Raw genomic sequence first — 15,872 nt, forward strand, 5'->3', positions numbered from 1 at the left:
CTCAAGCTTCTCGTGGCTGCATCCCCATCGACCCCCATCAAACTTTGGAATCGAGGCGCGTGCGGCGCAAATCCAGTCGGATGGCGGTTCGCAACGTCCGGCGCGCAATCTATCGCGCTGTCGCCTCCCCCTTTGCAATCTTACTAAGGCTCTCCAAGAAGATCGGCTCTCACGCACACTGCTTGGCCAAAGTAAATGCGTGCGCTGCATAAAATTCCGGCAGGCGAACTGCCCTCTACACCGGTGCGGGCTGGACTTTTCGCCCGGACCAGGTGGGCAGCGTCGACAATCCGCCGCTGTCGCGGCCTTCAAACAAAGCAGTGCGATCAGCTATCTGACCAGGCTAAGTGCAAGCGACATATCCTCCGGCCAGGACGAGGCACTGATGTCGATCGACGTGATGAGACCAGCCTCGCGATCTTACTGCCCACCCCCATACGTCGTGTGATCGTGGATTCGCACTCTGCTCGCATGCACAGTCTTCGTCGGTGGGCCGCCCCCACACCCACTTTCTACAGACTGACGCTACCCTATCTCATTGTATGCGCCGGCGCTCTTCGACGATATCCCGCCGCGGTTATCCCCTGTCTAGCGAGGCCTCCGGTTCCGTCGAGATCGCTATGTCAGGCAGTAAGCAATCCCGCAGCAGTTCGGGCCTGGCTTCTGGACTTGCCGTCATTAGCGGTGTCCCCGCTGGCTGGAGTCACTGCCACTGCCCAAGGCGCTGGACCGGCTCGACGGTCTAATCAAATGACGGGCCATCTACAACCAGTTCGGAGCGTTCTATACCGTCGATTTGCCCTTGCGGTCGTTTCGCGGCACATGCCCGCCACCCTCCCCCCTTCGGCGACCGTGCGTGCGCACCTTGCCTTGTGCAGCAGCCATTCGTTCAATCGCCGTCTGCCACAACCGATAATCAGCCTGCTGCCTGCATTTAACCACTTTGGAGCGACACCGTGGAACTTGACCCTTCCAATTCACGCGCAGAGGACCTCGAGGAACGCGTCGACCTGCAACTCGACATCGTGGCCGCCCTCATACGCGAACAAGGCAACGAGCTCGAGGCCATCCGACTGCTAAACGCACTCACGAACCAAATGATAACGGCGGAAGTGGAGCTCGGCCAGCTGGGCGGGGGTCGCGCTAGCGACCGGCGAACGACGCGACTGTCACGAGACCGTGGCGTTTACTACCCAGAAGACCTTCAGGTTTTGGGACGCCTTCTCGATCAGGCCGTGGCAGCATTACCGGCAGAGCTCCGTACTCCCGCCAATCAACTGAAGATCGCGAAACTAATTCTGTCACGTTCAGCAACGGACTGAGATTTCATTTGCGTTTTCTGCGCTTGATGGTGCGCTTATTGACCTTTATCGTTGGGCTGAGTTCTGCGGCCGTACGCACCAGGGATCGACGACTTGGCGTTTATGGGCTGACGGTCCCGTAAGCGCGCCGGTTCCGCTGGCTTTTCCAAATCGCAACTGTTCGCCACCATGCTAGAAAGCTGGAGCTGCACCGAGACCAGGAGACCACGCGCAGGGCCGAGCAAAGGATGACGGGCCGCGGACACATGTCAGAAAGCAAACAAGCAGTGTTCGGAAAACACCACACGCTTCCATAAACGCTTCTTAGCTTGAGTCTGCGATGAGCGGAACGATCCATTTTCATTGTGTTCGGCTTTCGTCGTGATTGGCGTGGCGCCGATTTTCCGATTGCAGGAAGAGCCACAATTATTGACAGTTGCCGAGCAACAAGAGCACTTCGGCAAGAATCCGTGCGAACAACGCGTGCCCGTTTCAGCCGCTTCAGAATTATTCAAATTGCGCCTGGCAATACGACTGCGGGGTCATCGGAATTTCAACAAACATCTATAAATTCATTGAACCACCGAGAGCAGCTCGATGTCCGAGCGTCCTGCCGCTCTGATCTTACTTTCTGGGGACAAGCCACAGGCTCTCGGTTAGCTTTTGCCAAGGTACCTCCTTGTATCAGGACGTCGTGGAGTGTTGAGATGGATCCGTTCTTACCCGAACAAGTGCAGATGACAGATACTATCGTGAGCGTCGCATTTGATAAGGCCTGGCGCTTTGTTGAGAAGGATCCGTTGCTGGCGCATAATCTCAAGACGGTCCTCCATAGCCGGTTGCGCACTTTCCTTGAGTCTTCGATAAGCAAAGGCGAACGGAATGTTTTGAACCTGGCAAACGAGGCGATACGCAGCTTGCGGGCTGAACTGGCGCCCTCGACGGAGCAACAAGCCGCTTGCACCTCTACTGCCATATAAGTTCGGCTTCGCTAAGGCTTTTGGGAACCTTATGCGGCGGGAAAATAGCCGGGGCAGAGCGTGGTCGAGCTGACCTTCCTCCACTCATGTTCAGCCCCGCATCGTGCTGCACCTAAGATAGGTCCGGAGCCAAAGCGATCCACGCCTGTGATCGGTCACCGCCGCATCGCCCCACGATTGCAAGCGGCAGCACGACCCTCCTGCCGGAATAATGAGCTTGAGCGCCCGAGACGCGTCTTCGATCAGCGGCCTTCATTTGCCGAACTCTTTGAACAGCGCGCATGCAGGGGACGTGTTCGCGCAGAGTGGCCTTTGTCACAATCTGACGCCGCGTGCGATTTGACCCATTTCTTTCGAAGACATGTTGTGCGGCAGTTACAGCAATTCGCGATCATATTGTTAAACGCACGGCGCCGGAGGGGCATCGAAAGGAACGACACTCGAATGAAGAATTTTCTGATTCTGACCGCAAGCATCGGCGCACTCAGTGCGGCCGCTCCCGTACTCGGCGCGGACCTCGCCGGGCAGCCCGTCCAAGTCAAGGCGCCACCGCTGCCGGTCGCAGCTCCAATTATCGATTGGTCCGGTTACTATATCGGTGTCAATGGCGGCTGGGGAACGAGCCGCAACTGCTGGGATTTCAATGGAGTCACTCCCGAGGGTTGCCATAATTCGACTGGCGGTACCGTCGGCGGCCAGATTGGCTATCGTTGGCACATCTTCAACATGGTCTACGGGATCGAAGGCCAGGGCAATTGGGCCGACTTCAGCGGCTCCAATGTCAGCGCCGCCTTCCCAGCAGACACCATTGGCACCAAGACAGATGCTTTCGGCCTGCTCACCGGCCATATTGGCTACACGTTCAATGCCGTGCTGCTGTACGCCAAGGGCGGTGCTGCGGTGACCAGCAACACCTATCACGTGAACTCGGTGGCTACTGGCACCGAGATTGCCAATGAAAATGATGTGCGTTGGGGTGGCGCGCTGGGCGCCGGTGCAGAAGTCAGCCTCGCGCCCAGCTGGTCAGCTGGCCTCGAGTATACCCACTTGTTCATGCAGCGCAGCAACGTAAGCTTCCCAGCGGCCGTTGCCGCCGATCGCGTCCACCAGGACGTCGATCTCGTCACGGCACGGCTCAATTACAAGTTCGGCCCGGGGTTTGCCAAATAGTGATCTCCACGCGATTGTGTGAATCGGGAGCCCCGACCGCGGTCGGGGTTCTTTCTTCACACGTTCACGGCAACCCTGCCGCACTTCCGAAGCACCAAGGTCCGAGTTCGTCTTAGCAGCGATCACCGGCTGGATGGAACGACGCCGCCTGACCTCAACACTGGCGGTGTCGACACGACATTTGATAGCACTTTCGGCGAAGCCACAAATACAACACTTCTTAAGGCAAGTCTGAAACCTTTCCCCGCCTCAGGTTGTGTCGCTCCATAAGCATCAATTAACCTGCCAGACGAAGCTGAAGAAAGATTTGGCACCTGTTCCATTCGACTGATGCATTCAAAGAAGATTGAGGCGAATTGCTATAACGACCGCTTGAGTCCTGCTGCTCGCACCCAGCTTTCGCATCGCATTTTTGATATGAAAATTGACTGTATTCTCGCTAATGTCCATGATCTCCCCCGTTTTCCAAGACGATGTCCCCTTTGCGATCCACCGCAAGCAACTGGTTTCCTGCTGCGATAATGCAACGTTTCTTTCGCAACCATTATCGCGGGGCATCGATTAACCTGCCAGAAGTTGAAGCAAGATTTGGCACGTGGTGCTCGTTCCATTCGACTGATGAATTCAAAGAAGATTGAGGCGAATTGCTATAATGACCGCTTGAATCCGGCTGGTCGCATCCAGCTTTCGCATCGCATTTTTGATATGAAAATTGACCGTATTCTCGCTGATGTCCAGGATCCTCCCAATTTCCCATGACGATTTCCCCTCTCCCACCCACCGCAAGCAATTGATCTCCCGCTGCGATAGTGCAACTTTTCTTTCGCAGCCATTATTGCAGGGACGAGCGATTTCGCCATAGGCGTTGTGAAACTGCCCGGCCAGCGCGTTGAGATGACCGATGCGGTCCTGAGGATCAGCATCGTCGGACGCGGATGCAAACGACACCACAGATACTCGACCCGCAGGGCCAAACAATGGCACGCTCATGCCATGCTTCAGGCCCGCCTCTTTCGCCTCGTCCAATACGCGTCTCTCGTCCGGTAGCAGTTGATAGTGGTCGGCGAGTTGATCCCACAAAAACGGCCGCGCGAGCATCGGCGTCCTCCGGACCACCGGATCGATAGTATGGTACTCGCGTTTGAAGTACCGGTCGCACCAGTCTGGCGGCCACTTCACAGCCACAGCCGGAGGTGGATACTCCACTAGCCGAAGTGGCTCGACGAAGTTGAGAGCGCCGAAAGCGACTTCACTGAACCCTTCATCGGTGGCACAGCTTACAAGAAGCTGGAACAGCGCTCTGAGCGAATGCGTCTGGTTCGCGCATTCGGTGAAGCTAAAGAGATCCCTGATGGGCGCCTCAGAACCTCGATCAAGCTCCCTGTCAGTGTGTTCGCTTGCGCTTGTTTCAGGCGGAGCCAAATTCAATTCCATGACCTGAACCCTTGCGTTTGTTCTTCGTGAAGCCTGAGCGCCGCAACCTGCGTCAGACGCCATTCCCGGATTCGTTGCCCCGCCGCTGGCTGCGCCGGCATGATCGTCCCCTCAAACAGCCGAGCTGCCACCATCATCCCTAGTCCCAGGCTGAACGCCATGCCGCAATCGAAGCGCCGTTGCACAGGCAAAGTGATCGGTCGAGCTCACCGATAGCGTACTGGCTAAATCGGTGATCACCGGCGGTCGTCCATGTTGATGGTCTGGCAGTGAAGGAAAGTCCGAGCGCCCTGACGACTCAGCTGGCGAGACGAACCGAACAGCACGAGCGGTCACAGGCTCAGCTCTATTCAGATTGGATGGCGAGAAAATAGGGTTGTGTCCGAACCATGCTTCGCTTTGTCTCCAGGCCGAGCACGAGGAGATCCTGGGCACTGAACTCCGCGATACAGCTAAGGTAGAGCACGCCGATGCGTCCGGCGGTGCCGGCCTCGACCTGCGCGTTGTCGGTATCGATTGTCTGCTTGCCGACGAAGAGAACAGGAGCGCCATTTTTCTTCCCAATCTTGCGAATTGTCATCGCTAACCGTTCGCTGCTGCTCCGCCTTGTGACGGCGTCGGGCACGCGATCGATGGGCAACACGGAACAGTCGAAGCCGAAGCCATACTCCTCGCATGATTGGCCGGCGTCGCAGCGGGTCCGCCCGGCAGGTCCGGCGCAAATGAATCGAACGGGCAGAAAATGGCCAGGTCAAAGGCGCAATGGAAGATACGCGCAGTCGCGCGACCCGCTTGATGCAGAGGACACTTTGCATGCGCATCTCCAGAAGGGAGAGGACTCCGGATCGGATCGCACCAGTCCAGCAAGTGTCATACCAACTGCTGATTTCGCGAAAATCACCGCCGAGACAAGGGCTTGAAAGGCGCCCGATTGGTCTCAAGGTAAGTGCATTGAAGCAGTCATGACATCGGGAGGAAAGCCGACAGCGCCATTTGCACGAGCCGCAGCACGAGTTGACCTGGACCAAGAAAGGTGCGCACCTTCTCTCGGTTGCGGCCGCGAGTCCAACCGTCGGTCTCTCAAGCGCAGCCCTTTCCCAGCCCAGTCAAGTATTAGCCTTGGCAATTGATGAGGGCCGTCCACATGACAATCGTCGAGGAACTTGACTGACTGCACCTCCCCCCGAGGGATCCCCGACTCAGCGCGCTCTCGCTAGGTACGCTCGTGCGGATCAATCCAGGGAGGCTCATTCGGCTTCCTCGAGAGCGACAGGGGCCGTGAGATCTTTCAGTATCTCGTTGTCGGCTCGCGCGTCGACTGCGTCGAGGAGCTTGGTGGGGAGGGTCTGCAAGCCAAGTTCGAAGTCAGTTGCGTCCGTCCTTGCGGCGCGCTGCTCATGGAGATTGTCAGGAAGATTATGTGCTGAGCGCCAGAAAGTCGCAGTCAATTCGAAATGGGCGGATTGATCGCGACGCCAATGCGGGGCCAACTGCAATTGTGTGCGCTCTGACGGCGACCGCTAGCCGCAAAGGCGATGTAAAAAAAAACAAAAGACGTCAAGCGCTAAAGCAAAATAGAACATTGCAGATAGTGTCACGTGTGGATCTGGCCGGGCTCGCGTTCGCTATAAGCAGGACCTGCAAGTTGTTGAGTGTTGGTGAGCCGCATTGGAGCCGTAACGAGACGCCGAAGCAAGGCGCACCCGACGCACTTTGCCGGGTACTGAAAGTGCGCCGGGCTCGCCCCAACACCATCAGTACATCCGTGATGATGCTCGCTGCAATGAGACAAGCAGCGTGGCGGAATTGAGGCTCATTACGTTTTGTAGTTGAACTTCGACAATGTTTTTCGTGAGCTGCTCCAAAGGACTTGAATCGCACGTAGCGTCACGTTGTACGATCGCGAACTTGGCGCTCTTCATCCAGCAAGTAACGTATTTTCCGTGACACGCCGGCCTTGGGACGCGAGGCATCCGTCGAATGCTGGAGCATGCACATCGATTTTTCCACGGAAAACCAGCTTCAAAGTCTGGCGCGAGCCTGGCCCGCTCTTGATGACGCCCTGATCCCTATCTTCGTCGCAAGGCTGCATGCCAGGGAGTGCAGAAGCGACGCGCCCTCGGATGAATAATTGGCACTGCACGCAGGCTAGTCGGGGACGTCTAGGCGCTTGGGCCGTACTCGTAAGAGACGTTCATTCTACCCACAAACATCCGGATAATCGAAGGGGCGGCGCTCACTCCCACTCCCGGCCCCTAAGCTGCGTCGACAGTGACATCGAAGCGGGACCGATCTCAAAACAGTAGGCGCGTTTGACATAACGCAAAGACACAAGAGAGGGCACCGGTCAGCTTCACGCTGTTTGAGCATTGGAAAGTTAAGCCTTGCAGACCTCCCTCCTAAACAAGTATTGTGATGCTCGCCTACCTTGGTACACCATCTACCCAACCGTACGGGATTTCTCCGCGATGGTGGGTCCAAAGATTTGTGAGACATGGTTGAGGCGGCTGCCGCCGAACGAACCCATCTCGCTCTACCTCCACGTTCCGTTCTGTCGCTCGATCTGCTGGTATTGCGGCTTCCCTACAAGCCGCACTCGCAGCGAGCGACCCATCCGCAATTATTTGGCGGCGCTGAAGGATGAGATACGCTTGGTCGCAGAGCAAGCGCCGCCCGCTCTGCCGGTGAACGACGTGCATTTCGGCGGCGGGACGCCGACCATCATTGCGCCGACCGAATTCCTGGGCGTGATGGAACTCCTGCGCCGGTGCTTCGCGTTCACCAAATCAGCTACCATCGCCGTAGAAATTGACCCGCGTGCGTTCACAGCCGAGATGGTCGAAACGTTAGAAGCGGCGGGGATCAGTCGCGCGAGCATAGGCGTGCAAAGCTTCGACCCCGTGGTTCAAAGGACGGTCAACCGCGTCCAGAGCGACGTGCAGACGGCTTCTGTCGTCGAAAGCCTTCGTCGGCATGGGATAAGGCGCATCAATTTCGACCTTCTCTTCGGACTGCCACATCAGACGGTGCGGTCCTGCGTGGACTCCGCGCGGACGGCTCTGGCAATGCGGCCAGACCGACTTGCGGTTTTCGGCTATGCTCACGTCCCCTCCTATATGAAACGTCAGCGCCAGATCGATGAGACGGCGCTGCCGGATGATCTCGCCCGCGCCGAGCAAGCCGCGGCGATTGCAGATACGCTGGTCTCGGCCGGCTACCGCCAGATCGGGCTCGACCATTTCGCCCTGCCCAACGACGAGCTGGCGCTGGCGCAGAAAGCTGGTCGGCTGCGCCGCAACTCCTTGGGCTATTCGGCTGACACCTGCAAAACCGTGATCGGCTTAGGTCCGTCAGCCGTCGGCCGGCTGCGTGACGGTTACGTCCAGAATGAGATCGCAGCCGCTTCCTATCACCAACACATTCGGGCTGGCCGTCTGGCAACCTCAAAAGGCCACTATCTCAGCGCCGAAGATCGGCTCCGCGCCGCAATTATCGAGCGTCTGATGTGCGATTTGCAGGCCGACGTACCAGCGATCTGTGCTGCTCACAGATTTGATCCGATTCCTCTTCTCAATTCGGCCAACCGCCTGGGAATGCTTGCCGAAGACGGGATAGTGGAGATTGAAGAGGGATTCATTCGGGTCAAGCAGGAGCACCGGTTGGTCATTCGCGCCGTTGCCGCAGCATTCGACACTTATCTCGACCGCACCCCTGTTAACTAAGCCGCGCATGTAAGCAGATCCAAACATCTGAGCTCTCCGGGAGGAACTGATCAGAAGAGGCCACCTCCGGCAGACAGGCCAGATTTCGAGGATGCAGCAGCCGTGTGATGACAACGACCTTTCAGATATAGCCTCAAGCCCGGAGGGCTGACTAAAAGGAAGCTGATTTGAAGGAGAGGCGCAGCGGATTCCCCCGTCTAGGGCACGGCTAATCATGCCGAATGGGCTCTACCCCCCTTATTTGCTTTTGATAATGGTGACGGCCTGAGCGACGTGCCGCTGGAGACGCCGGTGCCCGCACTAGCTTCGGGTATTTTACGGCTGGAGGCAACTTTGCGAAGCCACGGTCCGCCTCGACTCGACCACGCCTGCAGTCTCAGACTCAAGGCTCGGCTGTCTTCGGTCCGGCGATCACTGGCGCGCCTCCGACGGAAACAGGTCCCTGTGGTTTGGACCTCCCGAAGCGCTTCCTGGCGACGCTCGAAACAGCCCGGGTTTGCGACAAAGGAGGCTCGGAAGCAGCAGATGGAATAGGTGTTGAACTCTGCAGCGAATCGATCCGCGAAGTCAGCATGGTGATCTGATCCAAGATCTCCTTGAGGGCATGCCGCTGAGCATCAATCCGGCGGTTGAGTTCTGCGATCTCATCGTCAGTTTTCTGCTGTGCCCACTTTATTTCGAATAGGGATGCCCTGTCCTCCGGTGACAGGCTCATTGTTGAAGGACTTCCCTGCCTTCCGGCGTCTGGACAAATTCTGCAAGGTTAGCCCAAAGCCAGGCGCCAGCAGCACACGAGCCGACGAGGACAAGCGGGAGCACCAAAACCGGAAGAATCCTTCTTGACGGCCCGTGCAAGAGCGGCCGCACGTCTGAAGCGGCCGCTTGATCAATCAAGTCCATTGTCCCTCGCTCAAGATCCGATCCCAGCAGGCTTATTTGGTCGACGCGATAGCCCGCGATGCTCCCCCTCTCGAGGAGCTGCGGCGTCGACAATACTTGGCGAGCTTCCCGATCGGCTGCGCCTGCTCCTATGAAACGCTCCTTCTTGAGCAACGCAACGCGACAATTTGCGCGCGTTCTCCATGATAGCGCCACCAGCGAGCAATGGTTCTCGTCTTCGTCGGCGATGGCGCAGCATTCTCTCAACAATCAAAAGAACCGTGCAGATTTTCCCGCCTCGCGCAGTGCCCAGACCAGCAACTTCGTCTGGGACGGGCGACGTAGGCGCCACGCTGATCGGCCGACCGCAATGGCCGATTGGACCGGCAACATCGCACCTGATCAACTACCTGTTCCGGCAGGTTGTTCGAGATGACGGGCACGTGGCAAGCGTGACCAACGAACGCCGCGCACATCAAGGTATCGGATGCAAGACAGGTTTTGCCGCGCCGGCGGCAGCAAGCAACTGCTCGCCGATATCCGCCAAAAGCTGCTCGATGGCTGATTCCTCCGGTTTTCTGGCCGATCACGTTGGAGGTTGTGGTGTGATTGCCGCGCGCGCAAATCCAACAGCTCTTCGGCCTTCAAGCCCGGCGAGTGTCTCGTGTTTCGCTAACAACGATACCAATGAAGCGGTTCGTGAAGCCGAGCCTCTTGCAAGGCGAGGCTTGCTTTCTGGTAGCTGCCGTTTGGTTCAGAAAGCCGCCTTCGATGCAAATGCGCGGCGCCATTCTCGCCAGAATCACAGTGAGCAAGGTGGACATTCGCAATGCGCCCAAGGCAGCACGCCCCCGCGCGCTCGCGAGCATTTGCCGAGCCAGCGCTCTCCGCCGGCTCTCGGCGCACCGGCGTCATGCGCGAGCAGAGTTTCGGACCAGATCATCATAGCGCCGCGAGCTAAGAGGTTCAGGAACCCGAGTGGCTCTGTTCGGATAGATCGAGTTCTGGCTCGTCCCCCTCGCCCTCGGACGCGAAAGGACGCCGGCGATGCCGCGTGCTCCGTCATTGCGACGAACGCTGGCGACGAAGCGATCCAGACTGCCGCCGCGGAGGGATTCTGGATTGCTTCGCTGAGTTCGCAATGACGGTGTGGAAGCAGGCGCGTGCCGCAGGCCACCCGGAGCTCACTCTGGGCCAATCAGGCCGCAGTTCAATCTATTCATGAACAGTCGACATGGACCCGAACTACGCCATGCGTGATTGCCTTCTCGCGACGACCTCGCCTCGCACATACTCGGCTACGGCAGCACTCTCTTTCAATTTAAGCCCAAGGGGAAAGCTGATCGCACTTTCGCTAGCGGCTTGTCTGGTCGGCAATTCCGTACTGGCACAAAGGGCGAGCGGACTTGATCCTAGTAAGCCCCCTGTGGATCAGGCCAGCAAAAGAGGAAAGACTTCCGACCGGGCCGCAAAGCTCCCGATCGACCTGATCCGTCAGGCAATCCGCCCTCCTGCCCCGGCGCCAGCAGCAGCTCCCGGAGCACCTTTCGAGAAGCGCGGCAATGCGGACAGGGCTGCTCAGACGAGACCGCAAAAAACGGTCGATCCCTTCCAAAGGTACGACAATCTGCGTGAAAAAGGACTCTGGTTTCCGATCCCTGGTCCTGCAGATACGATTGATCAGGATAAGGGGGGCGTTAGATCTGCGCTGGCGGACGTCGGCATCGGCTATATCGGGTGGACACATAATTCCTTTGCAAGCAACCAGCTGCCGCATGCAGCCAGAAGCACTATCGCAAACCAGCTCTATATGGGCCAGAATCCGACTTTCGCGTCGACGAACCTCATGATCGTCACCTACGATCTGAGCCGGTTTGGCATTGCCGACGGACAGATTGTCGTAGGAGCCGAGCAGCAATACTGGACGTGGGATCGCCCAGGGCCAGATCGAGTGGGACTCAATACGCTCGCCTACTACCAGACTTTCTTCGACAGGACAGTAGAGCTCAAACTTGGCTACCTCAGAAACCAGAATGAATTCACCGGCACATTGTTCGGAGGTACAGGATCGAACATGTCTGCGTTGTTCCAGGCTGGGATGAGCACCAATGCCGCGCCCACGCCTGCGGCCAACTTGAAGTACAATTTTGACGCTCGCTTGTACAACAAGGTCTCCGTCCAGCGCTCAATCAGTCCAGATGGTGCCTATGCTCATATAACCGAGAATCCCACCGGCTTGAAATGGAGCACGGCCAATGCAGGCATCCTTCTCGTCGAAGAAGCCGGCTACAAGAGCAAGGCTGCTCCCGGCGTCCCCGACACGTGGCTGCGGGCGGGCGTTGGTTTGAACAGTAGCCGCTACACGAATTTGGCGGATCCCAAGCAACAAAGGGAGAGCGGAAATAATTTTCACTACATCGCTGCGGACAGGCAGCTCTGGCAGAGTGACGCCCTTGGGTCGCCGTCTCGCGGCATCTACGGCGGCTTCTCCGTTATGGGAGCCCCACCTGAGCGCAACAGGATCAGCCGGTATTACGAGCTTCGTCTTTATGCGAAGGGACCTTTTGATAACCGGCCCAGTGACCTGATTGCTCTTGTTGCGACCAATACGGCCTGGAGTAAGCTTGCAGTGGATGCTGCTCTGGCTAAAGGCCAGCTTGCGCATCGCGATAGCACAGCAGTCACGGGAACATACATCGCGCATCTCGCTCCCGGGATATATGCAAGCGTCGGACTGTCATACATTCATTACCCGACAAGCATCACACATACGCGCCAAACGGAACACGCGCTCAATCTGTTGGTATCTACGTTGATATTCTTCTGATCATCGCAAGCGCCGTTCTGCTCTCAGTTATCATGACGCATGGGACCGGACCTTCGCGCTCCCTCCTCGGCCGCATCTGCGCTAGACGTTCGGGGGAAGCAAATTACGCGGGGCAACGACCCAATTTCGAGGGCATTTTTCCAGATTGTCTCGCCTTGAGTAGACACAGCAGGTTCATAAGGCACGCAATCTACGATAGTTTGGGAGACCTCCTGATCAGATCTCGGTTACGGCTACTTATCGAAGTGAGCGGGGTGGCACTCCGAGCATGAGCTGAGACAGATAAGGGATGTCGCGCACCGTCCAGCGAACCGCTAGCGCGGCGGCAACAATCATTGTCCCGAGAAATGCAGCCGCAGCAGACCTCATTGGGGGGTCCCAAAGTTCTCCATACTGTATGGAATCCATAAGACGGAATACCGTACCCTAAATCAAGTAGGGCACAAGCGTGGGCCGCCATTAGGAAAAGCCTTCGTCAGCAAGCTTTCGTTTGGTGGCCATGTTCTTGGCACTTGTCCATCGCCAGCACTCGGCGCCGTGCTCCGTCGATCACGAATGCGTTCGACCCGCAATAGCTTCGGTTTTCAAGACAAGAATTGGCGGACTATGTGGAAGGATCAGGGATGCAGAAAGCAGGTTCGGACATGCACCAAATTCGTAGAATCCATTGAGCTTGGCAGATTCTGCAAAGAGGAAGCAGGACGGTTCAGGCCGTGCCCCTGCTACCGATCCATCGCCTGCCAAAAGCCTCGCATAGAACGCCTTACGCGCCCGCCGAAAGCCCGATGCAGCCCTGCTGCCTCTTCAGCCACGTTCAGGATAAATGCGTACGCGCTGGCGGCCTTCGGTTTCCAGCAATTCGCCCCTGTAAGGCACTCCGCGGATCTCGAAATAGGTTGGGCGCCCAACTCCTGGCATGATGCGCTGGCCTTCGAGGGCGCGGACAAGATAATCCGGCAGGAATCGCTCGCGATGCTCCCATCCGCCGCGGATCAGATACCCAAGATCAACGGGCCCCTCACCGGATTGCGCGGCTGGCACGATCGGCCGGGGACGATAGAGCGACTGAGACGGGCCAGGTTCATCCGGTTGGCTCAGGTGGGGATGATGGATCAGGCGAACATCCCTGCGGCCTCCCGGTCCAAGCGTCGCCGAATAGCGCTCCCCATTGATCACAAACTGACTTGGCCCGAACTGGTTTGGCAGCAGATGGATATTGCCCAATACATCGATCAACACGTCTGAAGCCGCCTGGGAGCCGTGGCGCCAGCCGGCGCCAACGATCGCTCCAATATCCCGCAGCTCCGGAGCCGCCCCCGGCGGTCCCGCGAACGACGAGGCGGCTACAAATTCGGATGCTGGCGCAGAGCGCGCATCGTCACGCAAGTCGTAAGGTGTGGGTGGATCCAGATCAACGAAGGAGTCGAGACCGCCGTAGATGTTTGACGATCGAGGCCTCACGGACGACGGCGATGCGGGGTCTTGCATCTGTTGCCCAAGCCAAGCCCAAGCTCCCTGGCTGGGGGTGGCCGGTGTAGCAGGAAGCTCGAGCGGCGGATGAGCTTGCGCGACCCAGTGCGGCGCTGGCTCTGGTGAGGCGGGTCCGTGTATCTGCTCGCCAAGCCAGTTCCAGGCTCCGACGCTCGGCGTCGCCGGAGTTGCGGGAAGCTGCTGCGACGAACCGGCCTGCCCATGGCTGGGCGGCGCCGGCATCAATGTGCTGGGCCAGTGGACCTGCTCGCCAAGCGGATCCCAGGCTCCCGCGCTCGGGCGAGCTGGCGTTGCGGGAGGATTCTGCAGGGCAAGCGGCTGTCGAGCAGCTTCCCAAGAAGGCTGGCCCGGATCCTCAGGAGGCCTCAATCCAAGCGCCCTGTTCGCCTCCAGGATTTGCTCGTATCGGGCAAGTTTGACCAGATCAGCATTGATCTTGCTGTCGTGGGTTTCGCGCCTGTACTCCTCGACATCTTGGACCAACGCGGGGGTGGAAAGTCGGCCGGCCATCGGTGGCCTATCATGGGTCTGCAGCCACTCACTCAGCCTAGACATGCGGCGAGCTTGCCTGTCGATCGTCTCCGGCTCGATCCTGCCTGTTGCCTTTTCCGCCGCCGCCCACATGCTGATGAGGACTGCATCCGCGCCGTGAGGGGCAAGTCGGCGGAGATCGGCCATCATGACCTTGCCGGCACGGAAGTCACGCAACTTCTTCAAGGCCGCCTTGATGCGTCTGCTGCGATCCTTCGCGTAGGTGTCCACGTCCACATCCAGCTCAGCTTCCAGCTGACGATTTTCCACCTCCGGATGGTCCTGCTGCGCGTTTTCCAATTCCCAGCCAATTCGATCCGCAATTGAGGGCCTGCCGGCCGTGCTCAGGCGCGCGCTCAAATAGCGCAAATCGGCTGCTGCATTCTTGATCGTGCCGTCGGTGTGGTTACCCGCCGCGTTGTCTCTGAAATCTTTTATCAGCACCTCGTCGGACTCAGGGACAGGCGCCCCGCGCGTCCGGCCTGGCTGCCTCGCATAATCAATTCGCAAATTCGTCGAAAAGACATCAGATCGCCCAGCGTCGCGCGACGAATTTCCACTGCTGCTCCGGCCAAGCGCCTTGCCGATTCCCGACTTGAAGCGCGACCATAATCCGCGGCCTTTTGCGCTCTTGGCCGACGCGGCAGACTCTGCCTCCGGAAAGCTGTAGCGCGCGCTGCTGAACAGATCATCTCGCAAACTAGACTGCGGCACTTGCGGCGAAACGGGAAACTGAAAGCTGGGAATGTCTACGCTCCGGCACGTGTCGCCTCGCACACTCTCCCTGAAAGCGGAGTGCGGCGGCGCCCGCATCGAACCGCCGAAATCATCCCGCCGGACTGCTCGACCACCGCCTGCGGGAGGCCGATCAGGCGAAGGTGACTTGCTTTGATCAGACGGATCGAGATGCAAATCCTCCATCCGCTTCTCAAAGTCGCCTTGCTCGCTTGAGTCGCCCTGTCGCTGCCCCGCCCGCCCCTGCAGCGCGGCGTATTCCCGGATCCAAGCTTCTGAATGGAAGAATGGGTCAACCGGATCCATCCTGCTCTCCCGATGTTTGTATAGACTCTGCATCAATCCGTACGGCCTGGATTACGGCGAGATTGCAGCTCTTCAGATTTTCGATTGTTGTAGCCGCAACCTTTCAAAAAGCTGACGAGATCAGGATATTGCTGCGCGGGAGACCGGCCTCGCATCGGCACCCGCCTGACGACGGGAGCGAGTCGCTCCAATCTTGCCGCACGTCTTCGCCGGCCCCGTGTTCGAGCTGACCAAATTGGTCGACCGATATAACAATGGATCGCCGATCGATCGAGCGCCGAAGTCGAGCGTCCGCGGGATCACATAGCCGCTACCAGTCTCCAATGGATCATACATAACGAGCATCTTGTCGTCCTCGGCATCAACTTTGGTAGTGAGCTTGTCCTGTTGCAGTTGCTCATTGATGACGCACAAAGGGACGTTCCGCCCTTGAAGACGAGATTCTCGCCTAGTGGCGACGAGCGCGTTCAGGCATCAAAACATTTTTTTCGACAAG

At 58.2% G+C, this 15,872-nt stretch carries 11 protein-coding genes and 1 pseudogene; 5 read left to right on the forward strand and 7 right to left on the reverse strand.

Annotation, left to right across the window (positions count from 1 at the left end; all coding sequences use genetic code 11):
- Window positions 1–956: 956 nt before the first annotated feature.
- From N2603_RS37625 to N2603_RS37635, 3 genes are all read left to right on the forward strand, one after another.
- Complete coding sequence (locus N2603_RS37625) at window positions 957–1,322, forward strand: NolY (RefSeq protein ID WP_260386143.1); 366 nt, start codon at window positions 957–959, stop codon at window positions 1,320–1,322.
- Between the two features lie 686 nt (window positions 1,323–2,008).
- A complete protein-coding gene (locus tag N2603_RS37630; RefSeq protein WP_260386144.1) occupies window positions 2,009–2,281 on the forward strand; it encodes a hypothetical protein in 273 nt (90 codons plus the stop codon).
- Window positions 2,282–2,725: 444 nt separating this feature from the next.
- Window positions 2,726–3,451, forward strand: a complete 726-nt coding sequence (locus N2603_RS37635; RefSeq protein ID WP_260386145.1) for an outer membrane protein — start codon at window positions 2,726–2,728, stop codon at window positions 3,449–3,451.
- A gap of 336 nt (window positions 3,452–3,787) precedes the next feature.
- On the opposite strand, the gene N2603_RS37640 is transcribed toward N2603_RS37635, so the two are convergent.
- The 3 genes from N2603_RS37640 to N2603_RS37650 all read right to left on the reverse strand — a co-directional run bounded on the left by N2603_RS37640 (window position 3,788) and on the right by N2603_RS37650 (window position 5,528).
- Window positions 3,788–4,009, reverse strand: coding sequence for a response regulator transcription factor (locus tag N2603_RS37640; protein WP_260386146.1), 222 nt, complete (start codon window positions 4,007–4,009; stop codon window positions 3,788–3,790).
- Between the two features lie 66 nt (window positions 4,010–4,075).
- On the reverse strand, window positions 4,076–4,885 hold the full coding sequence (locus N2603_RS37645) for a LuxR family transcriptional regulator (protein ID WP_260386147.1): 810 nt from the start codon (window positions 4,883–4,885) through the stop codon (window positions 4,076–4,078).
- A gap of 346 nt (window positions 4,886–5,231) precedes the next feature.
- Window positions 5,232–5,528 (reverse strand): adenine nucleotide alpha hydrolase family protein, encoded by a 297-nt coding sequence (locus N2603_RS37650; RefSeq protein WP_260386148.1) that lies wholly within the window; start codon window positions 5,526–5,528, stop codon window positions 5,232–5,234.
- A gap of 1,741 nt (window positions 5,529–7,269) precedes the next feature.
- Between N2603_RS37650 and hemN the strand changes: the two genes are divergently transcribed.
- Window positions 7,270–8,607, forward strand: coding sequence for an oxygen-independent coproporphyrinogen III oxidase (hemN, locus tag N2603_RS37655; RefSeq protein ID WP_260386149.1), 1,338 nt, complete (start codon window positions 7,270–7,272; stop codon window positions 8,605–8,607).
- A gap of 382 nt (window positions 8,608–8,989) precedes the next feature.
- On the opposite strand, the gene N2603_RS37660 is transcribed toward hemN, so the two are convergent.
- Window positions 8,990–9,322, reverse strand: coding sequence for a hypothetical protein (locus N2603_RS37660; protein ID WP_260386150.1), 333 nt, complete (start codon window positions 9,320–9,322; stop codon window positions 8,990–8,992).
- 1,398 nt (window positions 9,323–10,720) lie between these two features.
- Between N2603_RS37660 and N2603_RS37665 the strand changes: the two genes are divergently transcribed.
- The gene (locus tag N2603_RS37665) at window positions 10,721–12,313 is read left to right on the forward strand and encodes a carbohydrate porin (protein ID WP_260386151.1); all 1,593 of its coding nucleotides are present in this window, start codon (window positions 10,721–10,723) and stop codon (window positions 12,311–12,313) included.
- Between the two features lie 237 nt (window positions 12,314–12,550).
- On the opposite strand, the pseudogene N2603_RS44790 reads toward N2603_RS37665, so the two are convergent.
- From N2603_RS44790 to N2603_RS37675, 3 genes and pseudogenes are all read right to left on the reverse strand, one after another.
- Window positions 12,551–12,739 (reverse strand): annotated as a pseudogene (locus tag N2603_RS44790) (nodulation factor fucose acetyltransferase NolL); the annotation flags it as partial.
- A gap of 378 nt (window positions 12,740–13,117) precedes the next feature.
- Complete coding sequence (locus N2603_RS37670; protein ID WP_260386152.1) at window positions 13,118–15,376, reverse strand: hypothetical protein; 2,259 nt, start codon at window positions 15,374–15,376, stop codon at window positions 13,118–13,120.
- Between the two features lie 120 nt (window positions 15,377–15,496).
- Window positions 15,497–15,790: a hypothetical protein gene (locus N2603_RS37675; protein ID WP_260386153.1), complete on the reverse strand. Its 294-nt coding sequence runs from the start codon at window positions 15,788–15,790 to the stop codon at window positions 15,497–15,499.
- Window positions 15,791–15,872 lie beyond the last annotated feature (82 nt).

It is taken from the genome of Bradyrhizobium huanghuaihaiense, assembly GCF_025200885.1.
In the GTDB taxonomy this organism is placed as follows: Bacteria; Pseudomonadota; Alphaproteobacteria; order Rhizobiales; family Xanthobacteraceae; genus Bradyrhizobium; species Bradyrhizobium huanghuaihaiense.